Origin of the sequence: Leucobacter tenebrionis (assembly GCF_019884725.1) — a bacterium.
GTDB classification, from domain to species: domain Bacteria; phylum Actinomycetota; class Actinomycetes; order Actinomycetales; family Microbacteriaceae; genus Leucobacter; species Leucobacter tenebrionis.
On the sequence record NZ_CP082322.1, the window covers coordinates 2992717 to 3013241 of the forward strand.

Annotated in this window: 18 protein-coding genes; 12 read left to right on the forward strand and 6 right to left on the reverse strand. The window is 68.3% G+C overall.

Going from position 1 to position 20525, the window contains the following annotated elements:
* Positions 1 to 125: 125 nt before the first annotated feature.
* From KVY00_RS13785 to KVY00_RS13810, 6 genes are all read left to right on the forward strand, one after another.
* Positions 126 to 1235 carry an ABC transporter substrate-binding protein gene (locus KVY00_RS13785; protein ID WP_223043439.1) on the forward strand — a complete coding sequence of 370 codons (1110 nt, stop codon included), beginning with the start codon at positions 126 to 128 and terminating at the stop codon, positions 1233 to 1235.
* 19 nt (positions 1236 to 1254) lie between these two features.
* The gene (locus tag KVY00_RS13790) at positions 1255 to 2157 is read left to right on the forward strand and encodes an ABC transporter permease (RefSeq protein WP_223043440.1); all 903 of its coding nucleotides are present in this window, start codon (positions 1255 to 1257) and stop codon (positions 2155 to 2157) included.
* On the forward strand, positions 2154 to 2942 hold the full coding sequence (locus tag KVY00_RS13795) for an ABC transporter permease (protein ID WP_223043441.1): 789 nt from the start codon (positions 2154 to 2156) through the stop codon (positions 2940 to 2942). The genes KVY00_RS13790 and KVY00_RS13795 overlap by 4 nt, the downstream gene beginning before the upstream one ends.
* Positions 2939 to 4021, forward strand: coding sequence for an ABC transporter ATP-binding protein (locus KVY00_RS13800; RefSeq protein ID WP_223043442.1), 1083 nt, complete (start codon positions 2939 to 2941; stop codon positions 4019 to 4021). Before KVY00_RS13795 ends, KVY00_RS13800 begins: the two co-directional genes overlap by 4 nt.
* A gap of 25 nt (positions 4022 to 4046) precedes the next feature.
* The gene (locus tag KVY00_RS13805) at positions 4047 to 4634 is read left to right on the forward strand and encodes a helix-turn-helix domain-containing protein (protein ID WP_223043443.1); all 588 of its coding nucleotides are present in this window, start codon (positions 4047 to 4049) and stop codon (positions 4632 to 4634) included.
* A gap of 106 nt (positions 4635 to 4740) precedes the next feature.
* Positions 4741 to 5178, forward strand: coding sequence for a VOC family protein (locus tag KVY00_RS13810; protein WP_223043444.1), 438 nt, complete (start codon positions 4741 to 4743; stop codon positions 5176 to 5178).
* Positions 5179 to 5188: 10 nt separating this feature from the next.
* On the opposite strand, the gene KVY00_RS13815 is transcribed toward KVY00_RS13810, so the two are convergent.
* Both KVY00_RS13815 and KVY00_RS13820 read right to left on the reverse strand, forming a co-directional pair.
* A complete protein-coding gene (locus KVY00_RS13815) occupies positions 5189 to 5926 on the reverse strand; it encodes an ABC transporter permease (RefSeq protein ID WP_223043445.1) in 738 nt (245 codons plus the stop codon).
* 91 nt (positions 5927 to 6017) lie between these two features.
* Entirely contained in the window at positions 6018 to 6707 is a 690-nt protein-coding gene (locus KVY00_RS13820; protein ID WP_223043446.1) for a TetR/AcrR family transcriptional regulator, read from the reverse strand.
* Positions 6708 to 6901: 194 nt separating this feature from the next.
* On the opposite strand from KVY00_RS13820, the gene KVY00_RS13825 reads away from it, so the two are divergent.
* Positions 6902 to 8128: an acyl-CoA dehydrogenase family protein gene (locus KVY00_RS13825; protein WP_223043447.1), complete on the forward strand. Its 1227-nt coding sequence runs from the start codon at positions 6902 to 6904 to the stop codon at positions 8126 to 8128.
* Positions 8129 to 8193: 65 nt separating this feature from the next.
* Here KVY00_RS13825 and KVY00_RS13830 read toward each other — a convergent pair whose 3' ends face one another.
* Entirely contained in the window at positions 8194 to 9762 is a 1569-nt protein-coding gene (locus KVY00_RS13830) for a PucR family transcriptional regulator (RefSeq protein WP_223043448.1), read from the reverse strand.
* 128 nt (positions 9763 to 9890) lie between these two features.
* On the opposite strand from KVY00_RS13830, the gene KVY00_RS13835 reads away from it, so the two are divergent.
* From KVY00_RS13835 to KVY00_RS13845, 3 genes are all read left to right on the forward strand, one after another.
* Positions 9891 to 10787: an arginase family protein gene (locus KVY00_RS13835; RefSeq protein WP_223043449.1), complete on the forward strand. Its 897-nt coding sequence runs from the start codon at positions 9891 to 9893 to the stop codon at positions 10785 to 10787.
* Between the two features lie 91 nt (positions 10788 to 10878).
* On the forward strand, positions 10879 to 12291 hold the full coding sequence (locus KVY00_RS13840; protein WP_223043450.1) for an MFS transporter: 1413 nt from the start codon (positions 10879 to 10881) through the stop codon (positions 12289 to 12291).
* A gap of 258 nt (positions 12292 to 12549) precedes the next feature.
* The gene (locus tag KVY00_RS13845) at positions 12550 to 14001 is read left to right on the forward strand and encodes an HNH endonuclease signature motif containing protein (protein WP_223043451.1); all 1452 of its coding nucleotides are present in this window, start codon (positions 12550 to 12552) and stop codon (positions 13999 to 14001) included.
* A 25-nt stretch (positions 14002 to 14026) separates the two neighbouring features.
* On the opposite strand, the gene KVY00_RS13850 is transcribed toward KVY00_RS13845, so the two are convergent.
* A complete protein-coding gene (locus KVY00_RS13850; protein ID WP_223043452.1) occupies positions 14027 to 15466 on the reverse strand; it encodes an amino acid permease in 1440 nt (479 codons plus the stop codon).
* A gap of 46 nt (positions 15467 to 15512) precedes the next feature.
* On the reverse strand, positions 15513 to 17039 hold the full coding sequence (locus KVY00_RS13855; protein WP_223043453.1) for an aminotransferase class I/II-fold pyridoxal phosphate-dependent enzyme: 1527 nt from the start codon (positions 17037 to 17039) through the stop codon (positions 15513 to 15515).
* Between the two features lie 76 nt (positions 17040 to 17115).
* On the opposite strand from KVY00_RS13855, the gene KVY00_RS13860 reads away from it, so the two are divergent.
* Entirely contained in the window at positions 17116 to 18039 is a 924-nt protein-coding gene (locus tag KVY00_RS13860; RefSeq protein WP_223045335.1) for a LysR family transcriptional regulator, read from the forward strand.
* Between the two features lie 18 nt (positions 18040 to 18057).
* On the opposite strand, the gene KVY00_RS13865 is transcribed toward KVY00_RS13860, so the two are convergent.
* Positions 18058 to 18645, reverse strand: a complete 588-nt coding sequence (locus KVY00_RS13865) for a TetR/AcrR family transcriptional regulator (RefSeq protein ID WP_223043454.1) — start codon at positions 18643 to 18645, stop codon at positions 18058 to 18060.
* A gap of 140 nt (positions 18646 to 18785) precedes the next feature.
* Between KVY00_RS13865 and KVY00_RS13870 the strand changes: the two genes are divergently transcribed.
* Positions 18786 to 20522 carry an amidase gene (locus tag KVY00_RS13870; RefSeq protein WP_223043455.1) on the forward strand — a complete coding sequence of 579 codons (1737 nt, stop codon included), beginning with the start codon at positions 18786 to 18788 and terminating at the stop codon, positions 20520 to 20522.
* Positions 20523 to 20525 lie beyond the last annotated feature (3 nt).

The following is a 20525-nucleotide window of genomic DNA, read 5'->3' on the forward strand; positions in this document are numbered from 1 at the left end:
AAAATTTAGCCTCACTCAAATGAAATTACGTGTTGCAATATTTTTAGGGCTGTCCTAGGGTGCTTGACTGAGCGGGTCGGAGATGCCGACACACTCACGCTCGACAGGATCGATGGAGAGAAGTCATGCGTACACAGAGAAGAGCTTTGATCGCCGGGGCGGCTGGAGCGGCAGTCGTCGCACTGCTCGCGGGATGCGCCTCGGGATCGGCTCCCGCCAAGGAAGTCGACCTCGGATCGGGGCCGCCCGTCGCCGGGGAGGTGAAGGAGGGCGCGCTCGAGGGGATCACGCTCAGCTTCGTGTCGTGGGGCGGCGGCTACCAGGACGTGCAGATGGAGACAGTGGGCGAGCCCTTCGCGGAAGCCTCGGGCGCAAAGGTGCTCTCGGACGGGCCGACCGAGTACGCGAAGCTCGAGGCCCAGGTGAAGACCGGTCAGGTGACCTGGGACGTCGTCGACGTCGACGCGAGCTGGGTGGAGCCGAACTGCGGCACGAACCTCATGAAGCTCGACTTCGACATCATCGACACGAGCGAACTGCCGGAGGGCACCTGGGGCGACTGCTCGGTGCCGGCCAATATGTTCGGCAACGTCTTCGCCTACAACGAGGATCAGCTCGACGAGACGCCCACGAGCTGGGTCGATTTCTTCGACGTCGAGAAGTACCCGGGCAAGCGCGCCATCAACCAGGACTATGACACCGGCGTCTTCGAGGGCGCCCTCCTCGCGGACGGCGTCGCTCCGGAGGATCTCTACCCCCTCGACATCGAACGCGCCGTCGCGAAGCTCAACACGATCCGCGATCACATCATCTTCTGGTCCTCCGGCGCTCAGGCGCAGCAGCTCCTCGAGACGGGTGAGGCCGCGATGGGCATCGTCTGGACCAGCCGCGCGCGGGGTGCCGCCGAGGCCGGAGCTCCCATTGGGGTGGTCTGGAATCAGGCGTTCCAGACTTACGAGTCCCTCGCGGTGCCGACCGGGGTGAAGAACCCCGACGCTGCGATGGCTTTCATCAACTACTACATCGGCGCCGAGCAGCAGACCGCCTTCGCGGAGGGCAACGGAAGCGGCCCGGTGAACGTGAACGCCGACCCGCAGTTCGAGGGGATCTCGGGCGACTTCCAGATCACCAACCCCGAGATCGCGGACCAGACGATCCTCATAGACAACGACTACTGGGGCGAGCACCTCGATGAGCTCACCGAGGCCTACCGCGCCTGGGTCCAGGGCAGCTGACTCGGAGCGTGCTCGAACGATGACTCAAACGGACACCATGGTGCTGGCCGTTCGCGCAAGCGGCGGGAAGCCGCGCGCGAACGGCCGGAACCTGGCGACGCTCGGTCTGCTGCTGCCCTCCCTGCTGCTGCTCGCATCGATGTTCGCATACCCCCTCGGCACGGGCATCATGCAGAGCTTCTCCGATCCGACGTGGGGGCTCGACAACTACATCTGGTTCTTCTCGTCGCAGGCGAACCGGGACATGCTCTGGCGCACGCTCGCGGTCGCCGGTGCAACGACGCTGTTCACGCTGGTCATCGGATACCCCTACGCGTACCTGATGACACTGGTGGGGCCGACGCTGCGCACCGTGCTGCTCGCTCTCGTGATGCTCCCGTTCTGGGTGAGCGCCCTCGTGCGCACCTTCGCCTGGTTCGTCATCCTGCAGGACGCGGGCGCGCTCAACCAATTGCTGGCGATGCTCGGACTGGAACCGCTGCACCTCATCCGCACGCCGATGGGTGTGATGATCGGTATGACACAGGTGCTGCTGCCCTTCATGGTGCTACCGCTCTACAACGTGCTGCGCGGCATCGACCGGAGGCTGCTGACCGCGGCCGAGAGCATGGGCGCGCGGCCGGCCAGTGCGTTCATGCGCGTCTTCGTGCCGCTCTCCGTGCCCGGGATCATGAGCGGCGCGGTGATCGTGTTCGTCACGGCTCTCGGCTTCTACATCTTCCCCGCTCTGCTGGGGTCTCCGAGCGAGGCGATGCTGTCTCAGGCGATCTTCAACGAGACCTCGAGGGACCTCAACTTCGGGCACGCCGGCGCCATCGGAGTCGTACTGCTGCTGGTGCTGGTCGCGATCGCACTGATCGGGCTGCTCGGCATGTATCTCTTGCGGTTGCGCAGCAGGCGACTCGGAAAGGCGGAACAATGACTCGCACCCTGACCCGCGCGCTCCTCGCGATCGTCGGTGTGCTGGTGGCTCTCTTCATGGTGCTGCCGCTGCTGATCGTCGTGCCGCTCAGTTTCAACGAGCGCGCCTCGTTCGCGTTTCCTCCGCAGAAGCTCTCGCTCAAGTGGTACGAGAACTTCTTCACCGATCCCTCCTGGGCCAGCGGCCTCGCCAATTCTGTCGGCATCGGTCTGCTCGTCATGCTCGTATCGGTGGTGATCGGCACGTCGGCTGCGCTCGGTCTCGCACGCATGGGGAAACGGAGCGCGGGCATCATGCGCGCCCTCTTCCTGTCGCCGTTGATCATCCCAGGAGTGATCATCGCCGTGGGCATCTACACGATGTTCCTCTACGGCCAGCTGGTGGGGACCGTCGCCGGGTTCGTTGCGGCGCACACGCTCTTCGCCGTACCTTACGTCATCATCTCGGTCGGGGCCTCGCTCGCGAATTTCGACCGCCGCCTTCTCGACGCGTCGGCAAGCCTCGGAGCCGGCCCGGTGCGCACCTTCCTGCTCGTCACGCTGCCGGGCATTCTGCCGGGCGTGGCCGCCGGTGCACTCATCGCCTTCGTCATCTCCTTCGACGAGGTGCTCGCGTCGCTGTTCATCCAGAGCCCGCTGCTCAAGACGCTCCCGGTGCAGATGTTCTCGAGCCTCACGAGAGACACCGATCCGACCATGGCAGCGGCATCCACTCTCATCCTGACCATCACGAGCATCGTCGTCGTCATCGCGGTGGTCTCCTCAGCCCGAAAGAAGAAATCGTGACGAAGCACACTGGCAACATCGGAGCACCGGTCGAACTGGTCGGCCTCACGAAGCGCTACGGAGACAAGGAGGTGGTGCGCGACCTCAACGTCTCGATCGAGTCGGGGGAGTTCGTCACCCTGCTCGGCCCCTCGGGATCGGGTAAGACGACTACTCTGAACCTCATCGCGGGCTTCACTCCGATCACCTCGGGGAGCATCTTCGTCGACGGCACCGATATCGGCCGAACGCCGGCGTATAAGAGAGGGCTCGGCGTGGTGTTCCAGCACTACGCCCTGTTCCCGCACCAGAGCGTTCTCGAGAACGTGATGTTCCCGCTGCGGCGGCGCGGTATCAGCCGGAAGGAGAGCGCGAAGCTGGCGCGGGAATCGCTCGCTCTCGTCGATCTGGGCGGGTACGAGAACCGACGCACGAGTGAACTCTCGGGAGGTCAGCAGCAGCGGGTCGCACTGGCCAGGGCTCTCGTCTACCGTCCTCCGCTCCTGCTCATGGACGAGCCTCTCGGCGCGCTCGACAAGCGCCTGCGGGATTCGCTGCAGGTCGAGATCAAGCGTATTCAGAGGGAGGTCGGCAGCACCTGCGTCTTCGTGACCCACGATCAGGAGGAGGCGTTGACGATGTCGGATCGGATCGCCGTGTTCCAGGAGGGCGAGGTGGTGCAGTTCGACCGCCCCGAGGTGCTGTACCGTCGACCGGCCAACCTCTTCGTCGCGCAGTTCCTCGGGGATTCCGTGCTGGTGCCCGGAGACGTGCAGCGCGGCTCGTTCTCCTCCGATCTCGGTGTGCGCGGGATCGGTGCCCCGTCGCACCCCGACGGATCCGCATTCCTGTTCGTGCGTCCTGAGCAGGTGGACATCGCCCCGTCGGTGAGGGAGGCGCCCGCCGACGCCGTCGCGCTCGACGCCGCCGTGATCTCCCAGACCTTCCTGGGATCCTCGTCCCGCGTAGAACTGCGGCTCGCCGACGGGAAGACGCCGGTGGTGGCGCGGCTCTCGGCGCAGGACACCCGGCAGTGGGCTCCGGGGGAGCGCGCGGTCGTGTGGTTCCTGGAGCGCGAGACCCAGATCCTCAGGTCGTAGCCGAAGGCGGGATATCGTGGAGATCATGGATCCCAAACAGGAACGGATACGTTTCGGAAACCGGCTTCGAAGCGTCCGCAAACAGCGGGGCCTCACGCTCTCGGTGGTGGCCGAGCGGGCCGACATGACCGCCGGGGCGCTCAGCCAGATCGAGCGTGGCCGCAGCGGGGTCACGGTCGAGACCGTCGTGCGGATCGCCGGCGCTCTCGGGGTATCGACGGGGAGCCTCTTCGCAGAGGAGGAGTGGACCCCGCAACCCTTGAGAAAAGCGGACCGGGCACAGATCGCCGGCTCGGAGGGATACGTCGAGGACATCCTGTCCCGTCGCCCCGATGTCAGCTTCGAGGTGTTCGAGGTGCGCTACATGCCGGGTGCGAGCGATGCGGAGAAGCCGTACATCCACGGCGACTCCGAGGAGTTCCTGCTGATCCTGAGGGGCAGGATGAAGCTGCTGCTCGACGACGAGGAGTTCATCCTCGAGGAGGGGGACTCCATCGAGTTGCAGACGTCGCTCCCGCACATGGTGACCAACCTCTACGACGGCGAGTCGGCAGCGCTCTGGGTGATCTCGCCGCCGACGAGCGGGCGGAACGGCCAAGGGCACTCGTCCTGACCTGAAGCCGTACCGGGTCTCTCCGAACTTCGAGCGCGCCTCGTCGTTCCGAGGAGCGCTCCGATTCTCTGGGAGCGCTCGCCGCAGCCTCGATTATCATGCGTTCATGAGCATCAGATTCGAGAACGTCGGCATCGCGGTTCGCGACCTCGAAGCGACCATTGCCTTCTTCACCGATCTCGGTCTCACCGTGCTGGGGCGCGATACGGTGAGCGGCGAGTGGGCCGATACCGCGGTCGGGCTCGATGGCAATCATGCCAGGATCGCGATGCTCCAGACGCCCGACGGTCACGGCCGGCTCGAGCTCTTCGAATACATCCACCCCGACGCGATCGAGACGGAGCCCACTCTCCCCAACGAGATCGGCATGCACCGCGTCGCGTTCTCGGTCGACGACCTCGATGAGGCTCTGGAGATCGCGGCACGTCACGGCTGCCGCCCGCTGCGCGGCGTGGCGACATACGGGGACATCTACAGGCTCACCTACCTCCGAGGGCCCAGCGGCATCCTCGTGATGCTCGCCGAGGAGCTGAACCGAGGCTGACGATCCCGATTCACGGGCGCTGAGTCACGGGGGCGAGGCCGTGCGCGACGATGACCGAAGTGATCGCACCGGCGGCGAGGATGCCCGCGAGTACCACGATCTGAAACCGGCCCGCTTCGATCGGATCGAGGCCGCCGAAGATCGCGCCGATGAAAGCGCCGGGCAGCGTGACCAGCCCCGTCGTCTTCGTCTGATCGGTCGACGGCACGAGCGCTTCGCCGATGGCGCGCGTCGCGAAACCGGCGGTCGCCTGGCGCGGGGTGGCTCCGAGTGCGAACCGGCCTTCCACCTCGTCCCAGTGCTCGTCGATGCTCTCGTACACGCGCCGGGCCGCGAGCGTCGCCACGGTCATCGAGTTGCCGATCAGGATCCCGCCCAGCGCGAGCAGATAGCGCGGCGCGAGGTCTACTGCACCGCTGGCGAAGATGATGACGAGCGTCGACGCGACGCCTGCGAGCATCGCCGAGGCGATGATCCCGAACCTTCGCCATCCCCAGGAGATGCGCCGGGCGCTGGTCGTCGAAGCTACCGAGAACATCACGGCGAGCGCGATCCCGACCCAGAGCGGATCCGTGATCACGCCCGTGAGCACGATGCTGAGTGCGGCGAGCTGCAGGCTGCCGCGCAGCACCGCTACGGCGGGGACCCACCAGCCACTCGCGCCCGCGTACCGCAGCACGATCGCTGCGAGGGCGACGAGCAGTGCGATCCCCATCAGTGTGGGGATCGAGTCGACGAGATGGTTCATCGTCGGGGGAGCGGGTCGCCGGTGGTCACGTGTCCATCGTAGGCGCGGGCGCTCGGGATCGGCGGGCTCGGTGCGCCGGATCGCGCGAACCTCAGCGGGCTTCGGCCTCGATCTGAGACGCGACGGCGCTCAGCACGGCATCGGGGGAGGCCGCTGCGTCGTAGACCGCGACCAGGACCCGCTGGTGCGCGCCCTCGGCTGAGAGCCAGCGGTCATAGAGCGCCAGCAGTCTGCGCAGATCCCGAACCACTGCCCGAGGCGCATCGGAGACCCGGTCGCGCAGCCAATCGCGCAGCGTCGCGTTGTGCACCGCGACGAGTGACGCCGCGAGCGCCGATGCCACCCAGTCCGGCGTCTCGGGCTGCTGTACACGGCGGATGTATCGTGCGAACACGCGCTCGTAGCGGTGCGTGATCACCAGCTCCCGGTCGCGCAGCGCCGGGGTCTCGCGCATCAGCTCGAAGCGCAGGCGGGCGGCTTCGGGATCGCGCACCAGCAGACGCAGCACGTCGGCGGTGCCCTCGGCCAGAGCATCCGCGGGGGCGAGCTCGGTGGAGTCCAGGAAGGCTCCGAGCTGTGCGAGGGCGTGGTCGTGATCGGCGAAGATCACGTCGTCCTTGCTGCCGAAGCGGCGGAAGAACGTGCTGCGGCTCATGCCCACCGCATCGGCGAGGTCGCCCGCGGTGGTGGCCTCGTAGCCCTGCTCGGCGAGGCGGCGGATCGCGGCGGCCGAGTTCTCGTGCTCGTGCGGCGCGGAGACGGGCGGGGGCTTCGCTGGCATACGCCGACGGTAGCACATTTCGTCGAAATGGCACGGAGTCCCATCGTGTGAAATGCTGAATTGATGAAGCATGAGCGGTGATGGGTCCGGGGATCACGGCTTGACATGAGACGCGGTCTCAGTCATGCTCGAAACACGCGCCGACCCGGCCACCGCAGTGGCACGAGAATCCGACGGCGCGGGGAGGATCCGCAATGTCTCAGCACAGCAAGTCGCCCGTCGCGCTCGGTACCCAGGAACCGGAGTACGATCTGTGGGAGCCGATCGACCCCGACGTCGCGGGGGTGTTCCGCGGCCTCTCGGCCGACGACCTCGCCTACCGCGATCGGGCGCGCGAGTTCGTGCAGAACGAGGTGCGCCCCGTGATCGCCGGGATCTGGGATCGCGCCGAGTACCCGCTCGACCTCGCGAAGCGGCTCGGCGACCTCGACCTGCTGCGCGACGGCATCGAGGTGCCCGGCTTCCCCGAGCAGAGCCTGCTCGCAGCGAGCCTCACCATGATGGAGCTCTCGCGCGGCGACGGATCCATCGCCACGATCGTCGGGGTGCAGGGCGGCCTCGCGATGCGATCGATCGCGGAGTGCGGCTCGGACGAGCAGAGGCAGCGTTGGCTCGAACCGATGGCGCGCGGCGTCGAGCTCGGGGCCTTCGCCCTGACGGAGCCCACCCACGGCTCCGACTCGGTGAGTCTCGAGACCAGGGCCGAGGCTCGAGACGGCGGCTACGTCATCACCGGCCACAAGAAGTGGATCGGATCGGGAAGCGTGGGCAGTATCGCTGTCGTCTGGGCGCGAGGCGACGACGGGCAGGTGCAGGGATTCATCGTTCCGCAGGATTCCCCCGGCTATCGGGGCACCACGATCGAGGGCAAGATGTCGCTGCGCGCCATCTGGCAGGCGCACATCGAACTCGACGGCGTCAGCGTGCCGGCATCCGCCAAGCTGCCCGGAGCCCGCAGCTTCAAGGACACCGCGCGAGTGCTGCAGGCGACGCGCCTCGGCGTCGCCTGGGGAGCCCTCGGCCAGGCGACCGCCGTCTACGAGACCGCGGTGCACTATGCGAAGCAGCGCGTGCAGTTCGGCCGACCGCTCGCCGCGTCCCAGATCGTGCAGGCGCGACTCGCCGAGATGCTCTCGCAGCTCACGTCGCTGCAGACGCTGCTCATGCAGCTCACCCGAGCCGAGGAGCGGGACGAGCTCTCCGGGCCCGGCGCATCGCTCGGCAAGTACACCGCGACCCGCACGGCTCGGGCGATGGCCGCCAACGCGCGGGATCTGCTCGGAGGCAACGGGATCCTGCTCGAGAACCGGGTGGCCCGTCACTTCGCCGACATCGAGGCGCTGCACACCTACGAGGGCACGGAGACGGTGCAGGCGCTCATCATCGGCCGCGATATCACGGGGGTGTCGGCGTTCGCCTGAGGGCGGAGCGGGGCTGATACCGGGGGGCTGACGCAGGAGCTGGCGCCAGGCCTGACGCCGGGGCGTCATCCTGCGTCCGTGCCGATCAGTGCGCCGGATTCGAAACCGAGCCATAGCAGAGCGCGGTCGGTCGGGTCCGAGAGCGACACGCCGAGCACCCGCTCGACCTCGGCGAGACGGGCGTTCAGCGTCTGACGGTGCAGGCCGAGCGCGGCGGCGGCCCGCTCCAACGCCCCATTCACGGAGAGAAATGCTCGCAGCGGGCCGAGCAGGCGCTCGGCCCGGGCCGGCTCGAGGCCGGCGATCCGAAGGCGCCAATCCGAGAAGACCGGTGCTTCGCCGCTGCTGCGGAACCAATCGCCCATGAGTTCCAGATGGCCGAGCTGGTCGGCGCTGAGTACCAGGGCTTCCCGGTGGAACGCCGTTGCCTCCTGCGCTCGTCGGGCGGACGCGCAAAGCTCACGCAGAACGCCGGGCTCCCGCGTCTCGCTGACACCGGCGCTCCAGCCCGGGAGCATGCTCGCTTCCCGGGTGAGGAAGCGCTCGACCGCCGGAGCCGCCCGGTTCGCCGATACAGCGGGGAGAATCAGATAGAAGCCGTCGTCGACGGTGCTCAACAGCGGCGCGGCAGCCGGGGTTCCCTCGGCCAGCTCAGCGGCGAGATAGGACTTGAGCAGGAGGCCGGCGGCCGGCTCCCGAACCCGGGCACCCCTCGTCTCCGGGGTCGGAGCGAGAAAGACCGCCGTGCACGCCTCGGTGCCCGAGAAGAGCACCTCGAAGAGTCGGGCGTCCGCCGTCAGGCGGCCGGTGATCGCCTCGGAGAGCAGCTGCTCGCGCAGGGAAGCGGCGAGACCGGGCAACGCCGCGGTGTCGCGCGAGAGATCGATGAAGGTGGCGAGAGAACCGATGAGTCCCTGCTCCAGAGGGGAATAGCGCCGAGGGCGCGCCACCGCGATCGGTGAGCCGGCGGTGCTTTTCAGGTGCACGAACAATCCGCCGATCGACGCACTACCGGTCGAACGGCCCGAGGCGATGTGGCGCGAGAGCTCCGTGCTCACCATCTGCCGTTCGCGGACGCCGAGCGCGATACCGTCTCCGGCTGTGCGGAGCGCGCCGTCGGGGGCGATCCAGAGCACGACGGCTTCGAGCTCCCGTGCGAGGTATCGGAGCGCCTCGATCTGCTGAGCGGGGGTCGCCTCTGAATACGCGATGCGCTGCTGGACCTCGAGCATGCGTCTCACTTGATCGAGCTGCCGGTCGGCCAGACGGGTCGAGACGAACTCGGAGATGGCGATGTAGGGGGTGGAGAGCGGAATGCTCAGCAGAGGGATCCCGTGCCGGTCGGCAGCGCGCACCCACTCCTCGGGAACCGCCTCGACGATGAGACCCACGCCGAACCCGACCGCGGCGATCTCGCGGCCCGCGAGCGCGGCGAAGAAGTCGTCGAGCTCCTCAGGCGTTCGCTCAAGCAGTCCGGTAGTGAGCAGGAGCACGTCCCGCGTCAACCAGGGGCTCGGATCGCTCACCTCTGCCACGTGCACCCGGGAGACGGGCCGATGGAGGGCGTCGTGGCCCGTGACGCAGGTGAGGGCGAGCGATCGGTTGGCGAGAAGATCGGCGAGCGTCGGAGCCATATTCACGATGATAGTGAATATTGAGATTGACATTCACGGTATACGTGGTTGTTTCATTGTGGAGCACCCGTGAGGCTGGGACAGAACACCGCATCGGACCGAGACGACCGCCTTACGGAGGAGACCGCATGATCGCAGCAGCCCGCCAGTTCGAGCTCATCGGAGCGCCCTTCGACGGCGCCTCCACGCTCGGGTTCCCCGGATCGCGGTACGCTCCCGACCGCATCCGTCACGCGCTGGGCTGGATCACCCAGCGTGTGGAGGGAGGAGAGGTCTTCTCGCTCGAAACGGGAGAGCTCCACCCGGCTCCGGAACTCATCGACGGCGGCGACGCTGAGGTCGTGGCTCACGATCTCATGACCACACTGGATCGGACGGCCGACCGGGTCGCCGCGACAATGCGTGAGGGGCGCGTACCCATCCTGCTGGGCGGCGACGACTGCTTCCTCTACGCGGGTACGCGAGGACTGCACGATGCCACCGAGGGCAGCGTCGCCGTAATCCACTTCGACGCCCATCTCGACGTCATGGACGCCAATGTGCAGCAGGGCACGCACAGCCAATCGAGCGGTATGCGGCGCTCTCTCGAGCTCCCGCGCGCGAGTACCGCGCACAGTATCCAGGTGGGTCTCCGGCATTTCAACTTCCCCTCGTCGCGACGGTACCTCGAAGACTCGGGGCTCGCTCGGATCACCGCCGAGGAATTCGCGCGCATCGGCACCGACGCGGCGGTGGATCGGATCCTGCGTCGCATCGCCGGTGCCGATCACGTGCACTTCTCCTTCGATATCGATGCGATCGATCCGGCGCATGCACCCGGGGCCGGTGCGCTCGAACCCGGCGGGCTCACCTCGCGTCAGGCGATCGACGCGGTGGCGGCGCTCGCTCCGCACTGCGATTCGTTCGCGGTGACCGAGGTCAACCCGATGACGGATCATCAGGACATGACCGCGACGCTCGCGGCATACCTCTGTTACTACTTCGCCGTGTTCGGGCAGCGACGTACCGCTCCCACGGCCGACTGACATCCGTGCTCAGCACGGCGGCACCGATCCTGCGGCCCTGCTCGGCCGCCCCAGTGCCATCCATCATCGTCACAGACAAAGGAGTTCCGAGATGACCGAACCCGCTGCCCCTGAGAGCACGGCGCTCGATACAGGGACCATCAACGTGGTCCGCAAACGAGAGCTGCGCAGGGCCGTACGGGGCACCTTCGTCGGCAACATCATGGAGTGGTACGACGTGGGGGTGTTCGGGTACCTCATCGTCACGCTGGGGCCCGTCTTCCTCCCGGAGGCGGATCAGGCGACCCAGGTCATCTTCATGCTCGGCACTTTCGCGAGCACGTACCTCTTCCGGCCTCTCGGCGGCCTCCTCTTCGGCTGGCTCGGCGACAAGATCGGGCGCAAACGCGTCCTGTTCATGACGCTGACGCTGGTGGCGGTCGCTACCTTCCTCATCGGACTGCTCCCCGGGTACTCGATGATCGGGGCCAGCGCGGCCGTGCTGCTGGTCGCGCTGAAGGTGCTGCAGGGCTTCTCGGCGGGTGGGGAATTCACGGGGGCGCTCACCTTCATCAGCGAGTCGGCTCCGGACCGCAGGCGAGGGTTCTACGCGGCGTTCCTCGACGGGGGCAGCTACCTCGGTTTCGTGCTCGGCGCAGCGATCGTGACCGTGATGCAGGTCCTGTACGGGCAGGAGGCGATGGAAGCCGGACTCTGGCGGGTGCCGTTCCTCATCGCGGGCCCGCTCGGCCTCATCGCGGTCTACCTGCGGATGCGGGTGGAGGAGTCTCCCCACTTCGCGGCGCTCGCGGCAGAGCGGAGCGCAGATGCGACGGGTCCGCTGAAGGTCAACCCACTGCGGGTCTTCGCGAGCAACTGGCGCCCGATGCTGCTGGTGGTGCTGCTCGTAGCCGCCGCGAACTCGGCCGGCTATGCCTTCACCTCCTACATGCCCACCTATCTCTCCACGGTGCTCGAACACGACGCCGTCCAGGGCAATCTCTTCTCTCTCCCACTCATGCTGCTCATGGCGTGCCTCATGCCCTTCGTCGGGATGCTCTCGGATCGTCTCGGGCGCAAACCGGTTCTTTTCGCGGCCGCGATCTGGGTGATCGTGCTGGCATTCCCTGCGTTCATGCTGATCGGAGCCGATTCTCCGGTCGCCATCGTCGGAGGTCTCGCGCTCATCGGTATCCCGGTCGCGCTCTACATGGGAACTCTGGCGTCGACCTACCCGGCGATGTTCCCGACCGCGTCGCGGAACACGAGCCTCGGAGTCTCGTACAACATCTCCATCGCGCTCTTCGGGGGCACCGCGCCGCTCGTGATCGATTCGCTGGTGCGAACCACGGGCAACCCGGCGGCGGCAGCGTTCTACCTGATGGGCATGTCGGTGGTGGGGCTCATCGCCGTATGCTGCATTCGGGAGACCGCGGGGCAGGCATTGGCCGGCTCCGAGCCCAATGTCGAGACGGAACTCGAAGCTCACGAACTGCATCTAGCGCGGAGCGCGGCGAACGCGTAGACCTCGTTCTGGCCGCTCGCGCTACTGCGCCCCGCCCCTGCTCCGGCTGGGAATCGGCTCAGGAGCAGCCGGCTCTATGAATGTCGGTGGTTGCTGGTGCAATGGTGTCATGACCGATCAGTACCGTTTCGGGCCCCGGGTGGGGCCGACGCTCCGGGGTGCGCGCCCGAGGGCGGGGTGCCGGGCGGGGTGTGCGGGGTGTCTTCGGATGCTCGGCCCGGGGAGGCCGCGGGTGGGGTGTGCGGGGTGGATGCGGTGGTGTCCTGGGTGGAGCGGTTGGAGTGGCAGCAGCGCCGGGTCGATGCGGGCCGCCTGCAGCTGATCGCGGCCGCGATCGACGAGGTCACGGTCGGAGATGCGAGGGCCGGCTTCGGGGGCGGGGCGTCGCGTGAGATCCGGTATCGCTCGTTGCGGGCGGAACTGGCGACCGCGCTGGGGGTGGGCGAGTACCAGATTGAGTCGCAGATGGATCTCGCGTTCCGTCTCACCCATGGGTTCCCGGCGACGCTGTCCGCGCTCGAGGAAGCCGAGTTATCGCTCGCGCATGCGCGCGTGGTCGCCGACGCGGGGATGGTGATCGGTGCCGGCGACGGGGAGGGAGTGCGGCAGCGGCGGGCGGGGTACGAGAACGAGGTGCTCGGGATCGCGGTGCGGGAGACGCCGAACCGGTTGCGTCCGATCGCGCAGCGCATCGCCGAGCGCTGGGCCGAGCGCCCGCTCGAGACCCGGCACCGGGACGCGGCCGCTCAGCGGTGTGTACGGGTGGTTGACGGGGACGACGGGATGGCGGACCTGTTCGCGCGCCTGCCCGCGGTGCAGGCGTACGCGATTCATGATCGGCTCACCCGTATCGCCAGGGCCGCCGAGCGCGGCGCACGCACCATACGCGACACCACCTCTCCCCGCCCCGCGGAGACCGAAGCGGCTGCAACAGTCGGGCCGATAGGGGCAGCATCCGCTCCCGCCGAGCCGGCAGCAACGGTCGGGCTCGCGGGATCACCCGAACCGGCGCCCCGCACCCGGGACCAGTTCCGCGCCGACGCGTTCGCGGACCTGCTGCTCGGCGCCGACGAGCGCGTGATGCTCGCCGGGACTCCGGGCGAGGCGATCCGCGCGAGCGTGCAGATCATCGTCCCCGCGCACACCCTCACGCCCGGAGCAGAACTCGGGGGCGAACTCGGGGACAAGCCCGGGGGCGCGTACGGTGCAGCACCGGTGCTCTCAGGGCACGGACCCATCGACGAGCACACCGCACGCGAACTCGCCGGACACGCCGACACCTGGACCCGGGTGCACACCGACCCCACCGGTGAGGTGCTCAGCGTGGACCGCTACCGCCCGAGCGAGCAGATGCGCCGCATCCTTACCATACGAGACCAGCACTGCCGATTCCCCGGCTGCCGAATCCCCACCGCCCGCTGCGACCTCGACCACACCATCGACGCCGCCAAAGGCGGGCCGACCTCGACCGACAATCTCGCCCACCTGTGCCGTGGGCACCACACCCTCAAACACCACGGCGGCTGGCACGTTCGACAACACCGCGGCGGAACGCTCCGCTGGACCAGTCCCACCGGACGCACCCACACAGACCACCCACCGGGGACGGGCCCGTCGCTCGGGTCTGCAGCTCCGCCCGATCCAGAGTCGTTCGCCGGCGCGGACTCCGCGTCAGGTGCTCGGGCGGGTCCCGTCAGATTCAGGGGGTGACCCGCCCCCGCCCCGTGGGCCCGGTCTACTCCTCGTCGAGGGGGTGGGGGACCGTGGGTACCGGAGCGGTCAGCGGGCGCCCCTCGCGCTGCAGCTTGCGCTTGCGCAACTGCCAGAGCGCGGTGAGCACGATGAACCACACGGGGGTCGCGAGGAACGGAGGCCGGGTGTCATCGCCGTAGAGCAGGGTGCCGGCAATGAAGACGAAGAAAGCGAGCACGAGCCAGGGCGCGATCCGCGAGAGCGGCATTTTGAACTTCGAGGCCGCGTGCCGCTCGGGGAAGCGTCGGCGGTACACGATGTAGCTCACCACGATCGAGCCCCAGGTGAAGAGGATCAGCGTGGCGCACATCGACGACACGAACGTGAACGCGGCGACCACGCCGTCGCCGGCGAAGAGCAGCGGGATCGCGCTGAACAGGAACACCGCCGTGAAGAACACCGACCTCGTCGGCACGCCGCGCGAGTCGGTCAGCGAGAACACCCTGGGAGCGTGGCCGTCCTTCGAGAGGCCGAAGAGCATGCGCGTGCCTGAATAGAGCCCCGAGTTCGCGCTCGACGCCGCCGAGGTGAGCACCACGAGCTGGATCGCGAACGCCGCGAGCCCGAAACCGGCGGTCGCGAGCGTCGACACGAACGGGCTTTCGTCGGGCTCGATCCGGTCCCACGGGGTGACGCTCATGATGATCGCAAGGGCGCCCACGTAGAAGATGAGGATGCGCACGACGATCGAATTGATGGCCTTGGGCAGGGTCTTGCGCGGGTTCTGGGTCTCCGCGGCGGCAGTGCCGACCAGCTCGACGCCGATGAACGAGAAGATGCCCATCTGGAAGCCGAGCACGAAGCCGCTCGCGCCCATCGGGAACATGCCGCCGTGATCCCACAGGTGCGTGATCGAGGCGACGTCGCCGTCGGGGTTCTCGAAGCGGGTGAAGATGAGGATCAGCCCGACAGCGATGAGACCGAGGATCGCGACGATCTTGATGATGGCGAACCAGAACTCCGTCTCCCCGAAGTACTTGACGGGCTGCAGGTTGAGCAGCAGGAGGACCACGGCGGCCACGAGTGCGGGCACCCAGCTGGGGATGTCCTCGTTGAACCACTGCACGTACGCGGTGATCGCCACGATGTCGGCGACGCAGGCGATGACCCACGAGAACCAGTAGTTCCACGACACGAAGAACCCGGCCCACGGCCCGAGCATGTCCTTCGCGATGTCGCCGAAGGTCTTGTAGTGCAGGTTCGACAGCAGCAGCTCGCCGAGCGCGCGCATGATGAAGAAGACGAAGAAGCCGATCACCATGTAGACGAAGATGATCGACGGCCCCGAGACGCTGATGAGCTTGCCGGAGCCCAGGAAGAGGCCCGTGCCGATCGCGCCTCCGATGGCGATGAGCTGGAGATGGCGGTTCTTCAGGCCGCGATGCATCTCCTCGGGCGGCGCGATGGTTCCGGTGGTCGGCATGACACTCCTTCGTGCGGGGGCCTTTCGGCCATGATGGTGTTCGAGATTACTGGGCGACGACGCGGAAGACCGCGAGCTCGGGATCGGCGGCGCCCCGCACGTAGCCGGACGGCGACGCCGCGGTGCTGCGCAGGAACTCCACGACTTCCGCCGAGAGCACCTCGCCCGGCATGACATTGGGCACGCCCGGCGGGTACGCGGCGAGGGAATCGGCTGAGACGCGGCCGACAGCGGCATTGTGCGATACGAGCTCGACCGGGGCGTAGAACGCCTCGTCCAGGCCCATCGCGCGCTCGCACGGGGCGGGCAGCGCGATCGGCCGCTCCGGCTCGACGGCGGCCTCGGGCAACGCCTGCAGCGCCTCCCAGAAGCGGTCGACGTCGGCGGGGGAGGTGACTCCGATGAGCAGCAGCAGGGCCGCGGGCGTCGACAGCTCGCAGTAGATGCGGTGGTCGCGCAGCAGCCGATTGTGGGCGTCATCCCCGGTGATTCCGGCGCCTCGGGTGTCGATGGCGATCTTGAACGGGTCGTTCGCGATCGCGTCGGGGCTCGCGAGGATGTCGGGGGTGGCGTCGCGGAACCGGCGATCCGCCCGCACCAGCGACCGGATCCGCTCGGCCGAGGCGAGTGCGGCCTCGATCCGGTCGGGCCGCGTCACCAGGTGGCGCCGCGCCTCGTCGAGCGAGGCGAGCAGCAGGCCGCTCGTGCTCGTCGACTGATAGGAGCGCACCACGCGATCCACGAGCGACTCGAGCCGCTCGGCCTGCGGGCCGTGGCCGAGGTGCAGCATCGCCGACTGGGCGAGCGATCCCGCGCCCTTCTGCGTACTCGAGATCACGAGGTCGGCGCCGAGACGGGCTGCGTTCACGGGAAGCGCCGGGTGCAGACCGAAGTGGGCGCCCCAGGCCTCGTCGACGATGAGCGGCACGCCGTGGCGGTGGGCGACCTCCGAGATCGCTGCGATGTCGGCGACGGCGCCGAAGTAGCTGGGGGAGACGATGTAGACCGCGGCGCTCGCGGGGGCGGCGGCGAGCGCGGCCTCGACCTGCTCCGCGGTGACGCCGTGGGAGGATCCCAGCCCCGCGTCGACCGAGCCGTAGACGAAATGGGGGATGAGGCCCGCGTGCGTGATGCCGTCGATCACGCTCGAGTGCACGCTGCGCTGCACGACCAGCTCCGATCCGAGCCCGCGCACGACCGAGGTCGCGATGTGGTTGCAGCCCGAGGCGCCCGTGGTGATGAACCAGGCCCGGCTCGCGCCCCAGGCTTCAGCCGCGAGATCCTGCGCGCGCATGATCGGGGTCCTACGGCCGGGCGTCACGAGGCGCCAGGTCTCCTGATCCGCGTTGCTGAACAGCATCGGGAAGTCGAGCCGCAGCGTCCCGGCGCCGATGAGATTCGCGACGCCGGGCGCGTTCTCCGCGTGACCGTGGTGTGCGGGTACGTGCAGTCGTTGCCAGTCGTGCTGCGCGAGCGAGCGCAGGGCGTCGGCGAACGGGGTCTCGAACTGGTGTTCGGGGATCGCCGCGGCGGAGTCTCGTGGCGCTGGGGCGTGCGGGGCGGTGGTGGACATGAGGATCAGAGTAGAGAAGCCGCATCACAGTTGGAATATCAGAGTTTCGCTCTCAGTGGCATACGCTCTATGAGTGATGAATCTGCAGCAGTTCCGAGTGCTGATCGCGGTGCGCGAGCACGGCAGCCTGACGCGGGCGGCCGACGCGCTCCACTACGGTGTGCCCACGCTCACGCACCATCTCCGCGGACTCGAAGCGCACCTTCGCGCGAAGCTCGTCGAGAGCGACCGCCGGGGAACGCGATTGACCCCGCTCGGCGCCGCGTTCGCGGAGCGGATCGAGCAGGCGCTCGCGGGTATCGACCGCGCGGAGCGGGAAGTGGTGGATCTGCGTGACGCCGGACTCGTCACGCTGCGGGTCGGTACCTTCGCCTCGATGGGATCGCGACTGCTGCCTGCAGCAATCTCGGCGCTGCAGCAGCGCAGCCCGGTGCGCGTCGAGGTGATCGAGGCCGAGCCGAGCGAGGTCGCACGGCTGCTGCGAGCCGGGGAGGTTCACGCGGGGCTCGTATTCGACGCGTCCGCCGATCCCGCGTTCGCAGCTCCCGACCTGGTGCTCGAAACGCTGCTGAGCGAACCCTACGGGGTGATGGTCGCGCGCGAGGGGGAGTGGGCGGCCCGCGAGCGGTTGGACTTCGCCGAGCTCGAGGGCGTGGCCTGGCTCTGCAGCCGCAGCGATGACGAGGCCTCCGACCGGGTGCTGCGCCGCGTCTGCCGTGCTGCCGGCTACCCGGTGCGCGAACTGATGCGAACCGATGACCTCTACATGATCCACGGACTCGTCGAGGAGGGGCTCGGTTTCGCGCTCACCACCGCCGCCAGCGTCGATCCTGACTTCGACGTCGTACTGCGACCGACCGTGCAGGATCTCGGTGAACGACGGGTGGCGTTCATGCGCCGCGCAGGCGAGAACGCCGCTGTCGTCTCCTGGCTGGGTGAGGCGTTGCGCGGTGTCGCCGCTGAGAGAGCTCGGCGCGCTCGGCCGTCGAGGCGCGCCTGATCCTCGCCCTCGCAGTGATCAGACCTGCATCCCGAGCCCGCGCAGCGCCTCGTGGACCGCGCGCTGCGCCTCGGCGGTCGTGAGCTGACCCGTGAGCCATCGCCCGGAGAGACCCTCGACGAGCGCGGTCAGGATCAGCGCCGCGGGATCCGGATCGATCTCCGGCCGGGCCTCGAGGAGCAGTCCCCGCACCTCCCGCTGCCAATCGGCGGTGGATCGGGCGACCGCGGCTGCCCGATCCGTGTCGAACACGGCAGCGGCCCGCAGCTCGTTCCACGCCGTCGATCCCGCGCGCACCTGCGGATCGTCGCCGAATTCCGAGCAGAGCAGCGCGGCGAGCCGGTCGGTCGGCGGGCGCGATTCGTTGCCGGCCTCCCGGCTCGCGGCCTGCTCGGAGGCCGCCTCCGCACGCCGCGCCGCGCTCTCGTTGACGTGGTCGAGGGCCGCCTGCAGCAGCCCGTCGCGGTCGCCGAAGTGATACGCGAGCAGGCCGATCGAGACCCCTGCCTCGCGAGCCACGTCGCCCATGCGGAAACCGCGGAGGCCTCCGCGCGCGATCACGCGCTCGCATGCCTCGATGATGCGCTCACGGGTTTCCGCCGCCACGATCCCGCCCTTTCTCCGACTGATCGGCGCGGGCCACTTGACACCCGGCCGATCACAACTGAAACTATTTTCAGGATACGGCGATCGGCCGTTCGCGGCAATGGCCGCGCATCCGAAGAATCGAAAGAAGCGAGGGATCCATGGGCGACCGCACCGAGGCGTACGAAGAGGGGGCTGCGACTCCGGAGGCGTTCGAGCTGATCGAGGCCGGCATCGACGATGTGCTCGGCGCGCTGAGCCGCGGCGAGATCACGAGCACCTGGCTCACCGAGCGCTACCTGGCCCGCATCGAGGCCTACGACCGTGGCGAGAACGGCCTCAACGCGATCGTGGTGCCCAACCCGCGGGCGCTGGAGGAGGCCGCGGAATCCGACCGCCGCTGGGCAGCGGGGGAGCAGCGGCCGCTCGAGGGCGTGCCGTTCACGGTGAAGGACTCGTACATGGTCGAGGGCCTCACGGTGGCTTCCGGATCGCCGGCGTTCAAAGACCTCGTCGCGCAGTGGGACGCCTTCTCGGTCGCGAAGCTGCGCGAGGCAGGCGCGGTGCTGATCGGCAAGACGAACATGCCGCCGATGGCCGACGGAGGCATGCAGCGCGGCGTGTACGGCCGCGCTGAGAGCCCCTACAACCGCGACTATCTCGCCGCGGCGTACGCCTCGGGGTCGTCGAACGGCTCGGGCGTCTCGACCGCCGCCAACCTCGCCGTGTTCGGCATGGGCGAGGAAACCGTGTCGAGCGGGCGCAGCCCCGCCTCCAACAACGCCCTCTGCGCGTACACGCCCAGCTGGGGCGTGCTGTCGATCCGCGGCAACTGGCCCCTGTTCCCGGCGCGCGACGTGGTCGTGCCGCACACCCGTTCCATGCCAGACATGCTGCGACTCCTCGACGTGCTCGTGCAGGACGACGAGATCACGCGCGGCGACTTCTGGCGCAACCAGAGCGTCGTCGAGCTGCCGAAGCCGAGCGAGCACCGGCCGACCTCCTACCTCGAGGTCGCCGATCCCGGAGCCCTCGAGGGTAAGCGGTTCGCGGTTCCGCGGATGTACCTCGGTGAAGACCCGAACTTCCCGATCGCCGTGCGGCCCTCCGTGCTCGAGCTCTTCGCGCAGGCGAGGGCGCGCCTCGAATCGTTGGGGGCGGAGGTCGTGGTGACCGACTTCCCGCTCATCGAGCGGTACGAGGGCGATCGGCCGGGCCAGGAGAACGTCGGAGCGCTCGGCGTGCTGCCCGAGGGGTGGATGGACACCGAGTTCACCGACTTCCTCGCCTTCGGCTGGGACGACTTCCTGAAGGCCAACGGCGATCCCGCGATCCCCGAGCTCGCGGTGGTGGATCCGGATCAGATCTTCCCGCAGCCCCCCGGCACGCTGCCCGACCGCTACGAGGAGGTCGAGGATTACGAGAACCGCTACCGCGAGACCGTGGCCTACGCGAAGCGGGGGATCCCGGATCCGCGCGAGCGCCCCGACTTCGCGGACGGTCTGCGCGCACTCGTGAAGCTTCGCGAGGATCTCTTTGAATCATGGCTCGCCGAGAACGGCTTCGACGGGGTGGTGTTCCCCGCGAACGCCGACGTGGCCCGCGAGAACGCCGAGCGCGACATGGACGCGGCGGATCACGCCTGGTCGAACGGCGTGTTCTTCTCGAACGGCAACTACGCGCTGCGGCACCTCGGGATCCCGAGCGTCACGGTCGCGATGGGGATCATGAGCGACATCGGCATGCCCGTCGGCCTCACCTTCGCGGGCGCCGCCTACACCGACCCCGTGCTGCTCGGCTACGCCGCGGCGTTCGAGGGCGGCGGATCCGGCAGCCTGCGCCGTCCGCCGGCCTCGACGCCGGCTCTCCCCGAAGACCGCGAGCTGCCCGGATCCTGACCG

Excerpts from the sequence above, each read along its gene's own strand:
- KVY00_RS13830 (WP_223043448.1), bottom strand. The coding sequence starts at position 9,762 with ATGGCTCCGACGCTCGCCGATCTTCTCGCCAACCGATCGCTCGCCCTC.
- KVY00_RS13850 (WP_223043452.1), bottom strand. The coding sequence starts at position 15,466 with ATGCCGACCACCGGAACCATCGCGCCGCCCGAGGAGATGCATCGCGGC.
- KVY00_RS13860 (WP_223045335.1), top strand. The coding sequence starts at position 17,116 with ATGAATCTGCAGCAGTTCCGAGTGCTGATCGCGGTGCGCGAGCACGGC.
- KVY00_RS13825 (WP_223043447.1), top strand. The coding sequence starts at position 6,902 with ATGTCTCAGCACAGCAAGTCGCCCGTCGCGCTCGGTACCCAGGAACCG.
- KVY00_RS13795 (WP_223043441.1), top strand. The coding sequence starts at position 2,154 with ATGACTCGCACCCTGACCCGCGCGCTCCTCGCGATCGTCGGTGTGCTG.
- KVY00_RS13785 (WP_223043439.1), top strand. The coding sequence starts at position 126 with ATGCGTACACAGAGAAGAGCTTTGATCGCCGGGGCGGCTGGAGCGGCA.
- KVY00_RS13820 (WP_223043446.1), bottom strand. The coding sequence starts at position 6,707 with ATGCCAGCGAAGCCCCCGCCCGTCTCCGCGCCGCACGAGCACGAGAAC.
- KVY00_RS13815 (WP_223043445.1), bottom strand. The coding sequence starts at position 5,926 with ATGAACCATCTCGTCGACTCGATCCCCACACTGATGGGGATCGCACTG.
- KVY00_RS13805 (WP_223043443.1), top strand. The coding sequence starts at position 4,047 with ATGGATCCCAAACAGGAACGGATACGTTTCGGAAACCGGCTTCGAAGC.
- KVY00_RS13810 (WP_223043444.1), top strand. The coding sequence starts at position 4,741 with ATGAGCATCAGATTCGAGAACGTCGGCATCGCGGTTCGCGACCTCGAA.
- KVY00_RS13870 (WP_223043455.1), top strand. The coding sequence starts at position 18,786 with ATGGGCGACCGCACCGAGGCGTACGAAGAGGGGGCTGCGACTCCGGAG.
- KVY00_RS13855 (WP_223043453.1), bottom strand. The coding sequence starts at position 17,039 with ATGTCCACCACCGCCCCGCACGCCCCAGCGCCACGAGACTCCGCCGCG.
- KVY00_RS13840 (WP_223043450.1), top strand. The coding sequence starts at position 10,879 with ATGACCGAACCCGCTGCCCCTGAGAGCACGGCGCTCGATACAGGGACC.
- KVY00_RS13835 (WP_223043449.1), top strand. The coding sequence starts at position 9,891 with ATGATCGCAGCAGCCCGCCAGTTCGAGCTCATCGGAGCGCCCTTCGAC.
- KVY00_RS13790 (WP_223043440.1), top strand. The coding sequence starts at position 1,255 with ATGACTCAAACGGACACCATGGTGCTGGCCGTTCGCGCAAGCGGCGGG.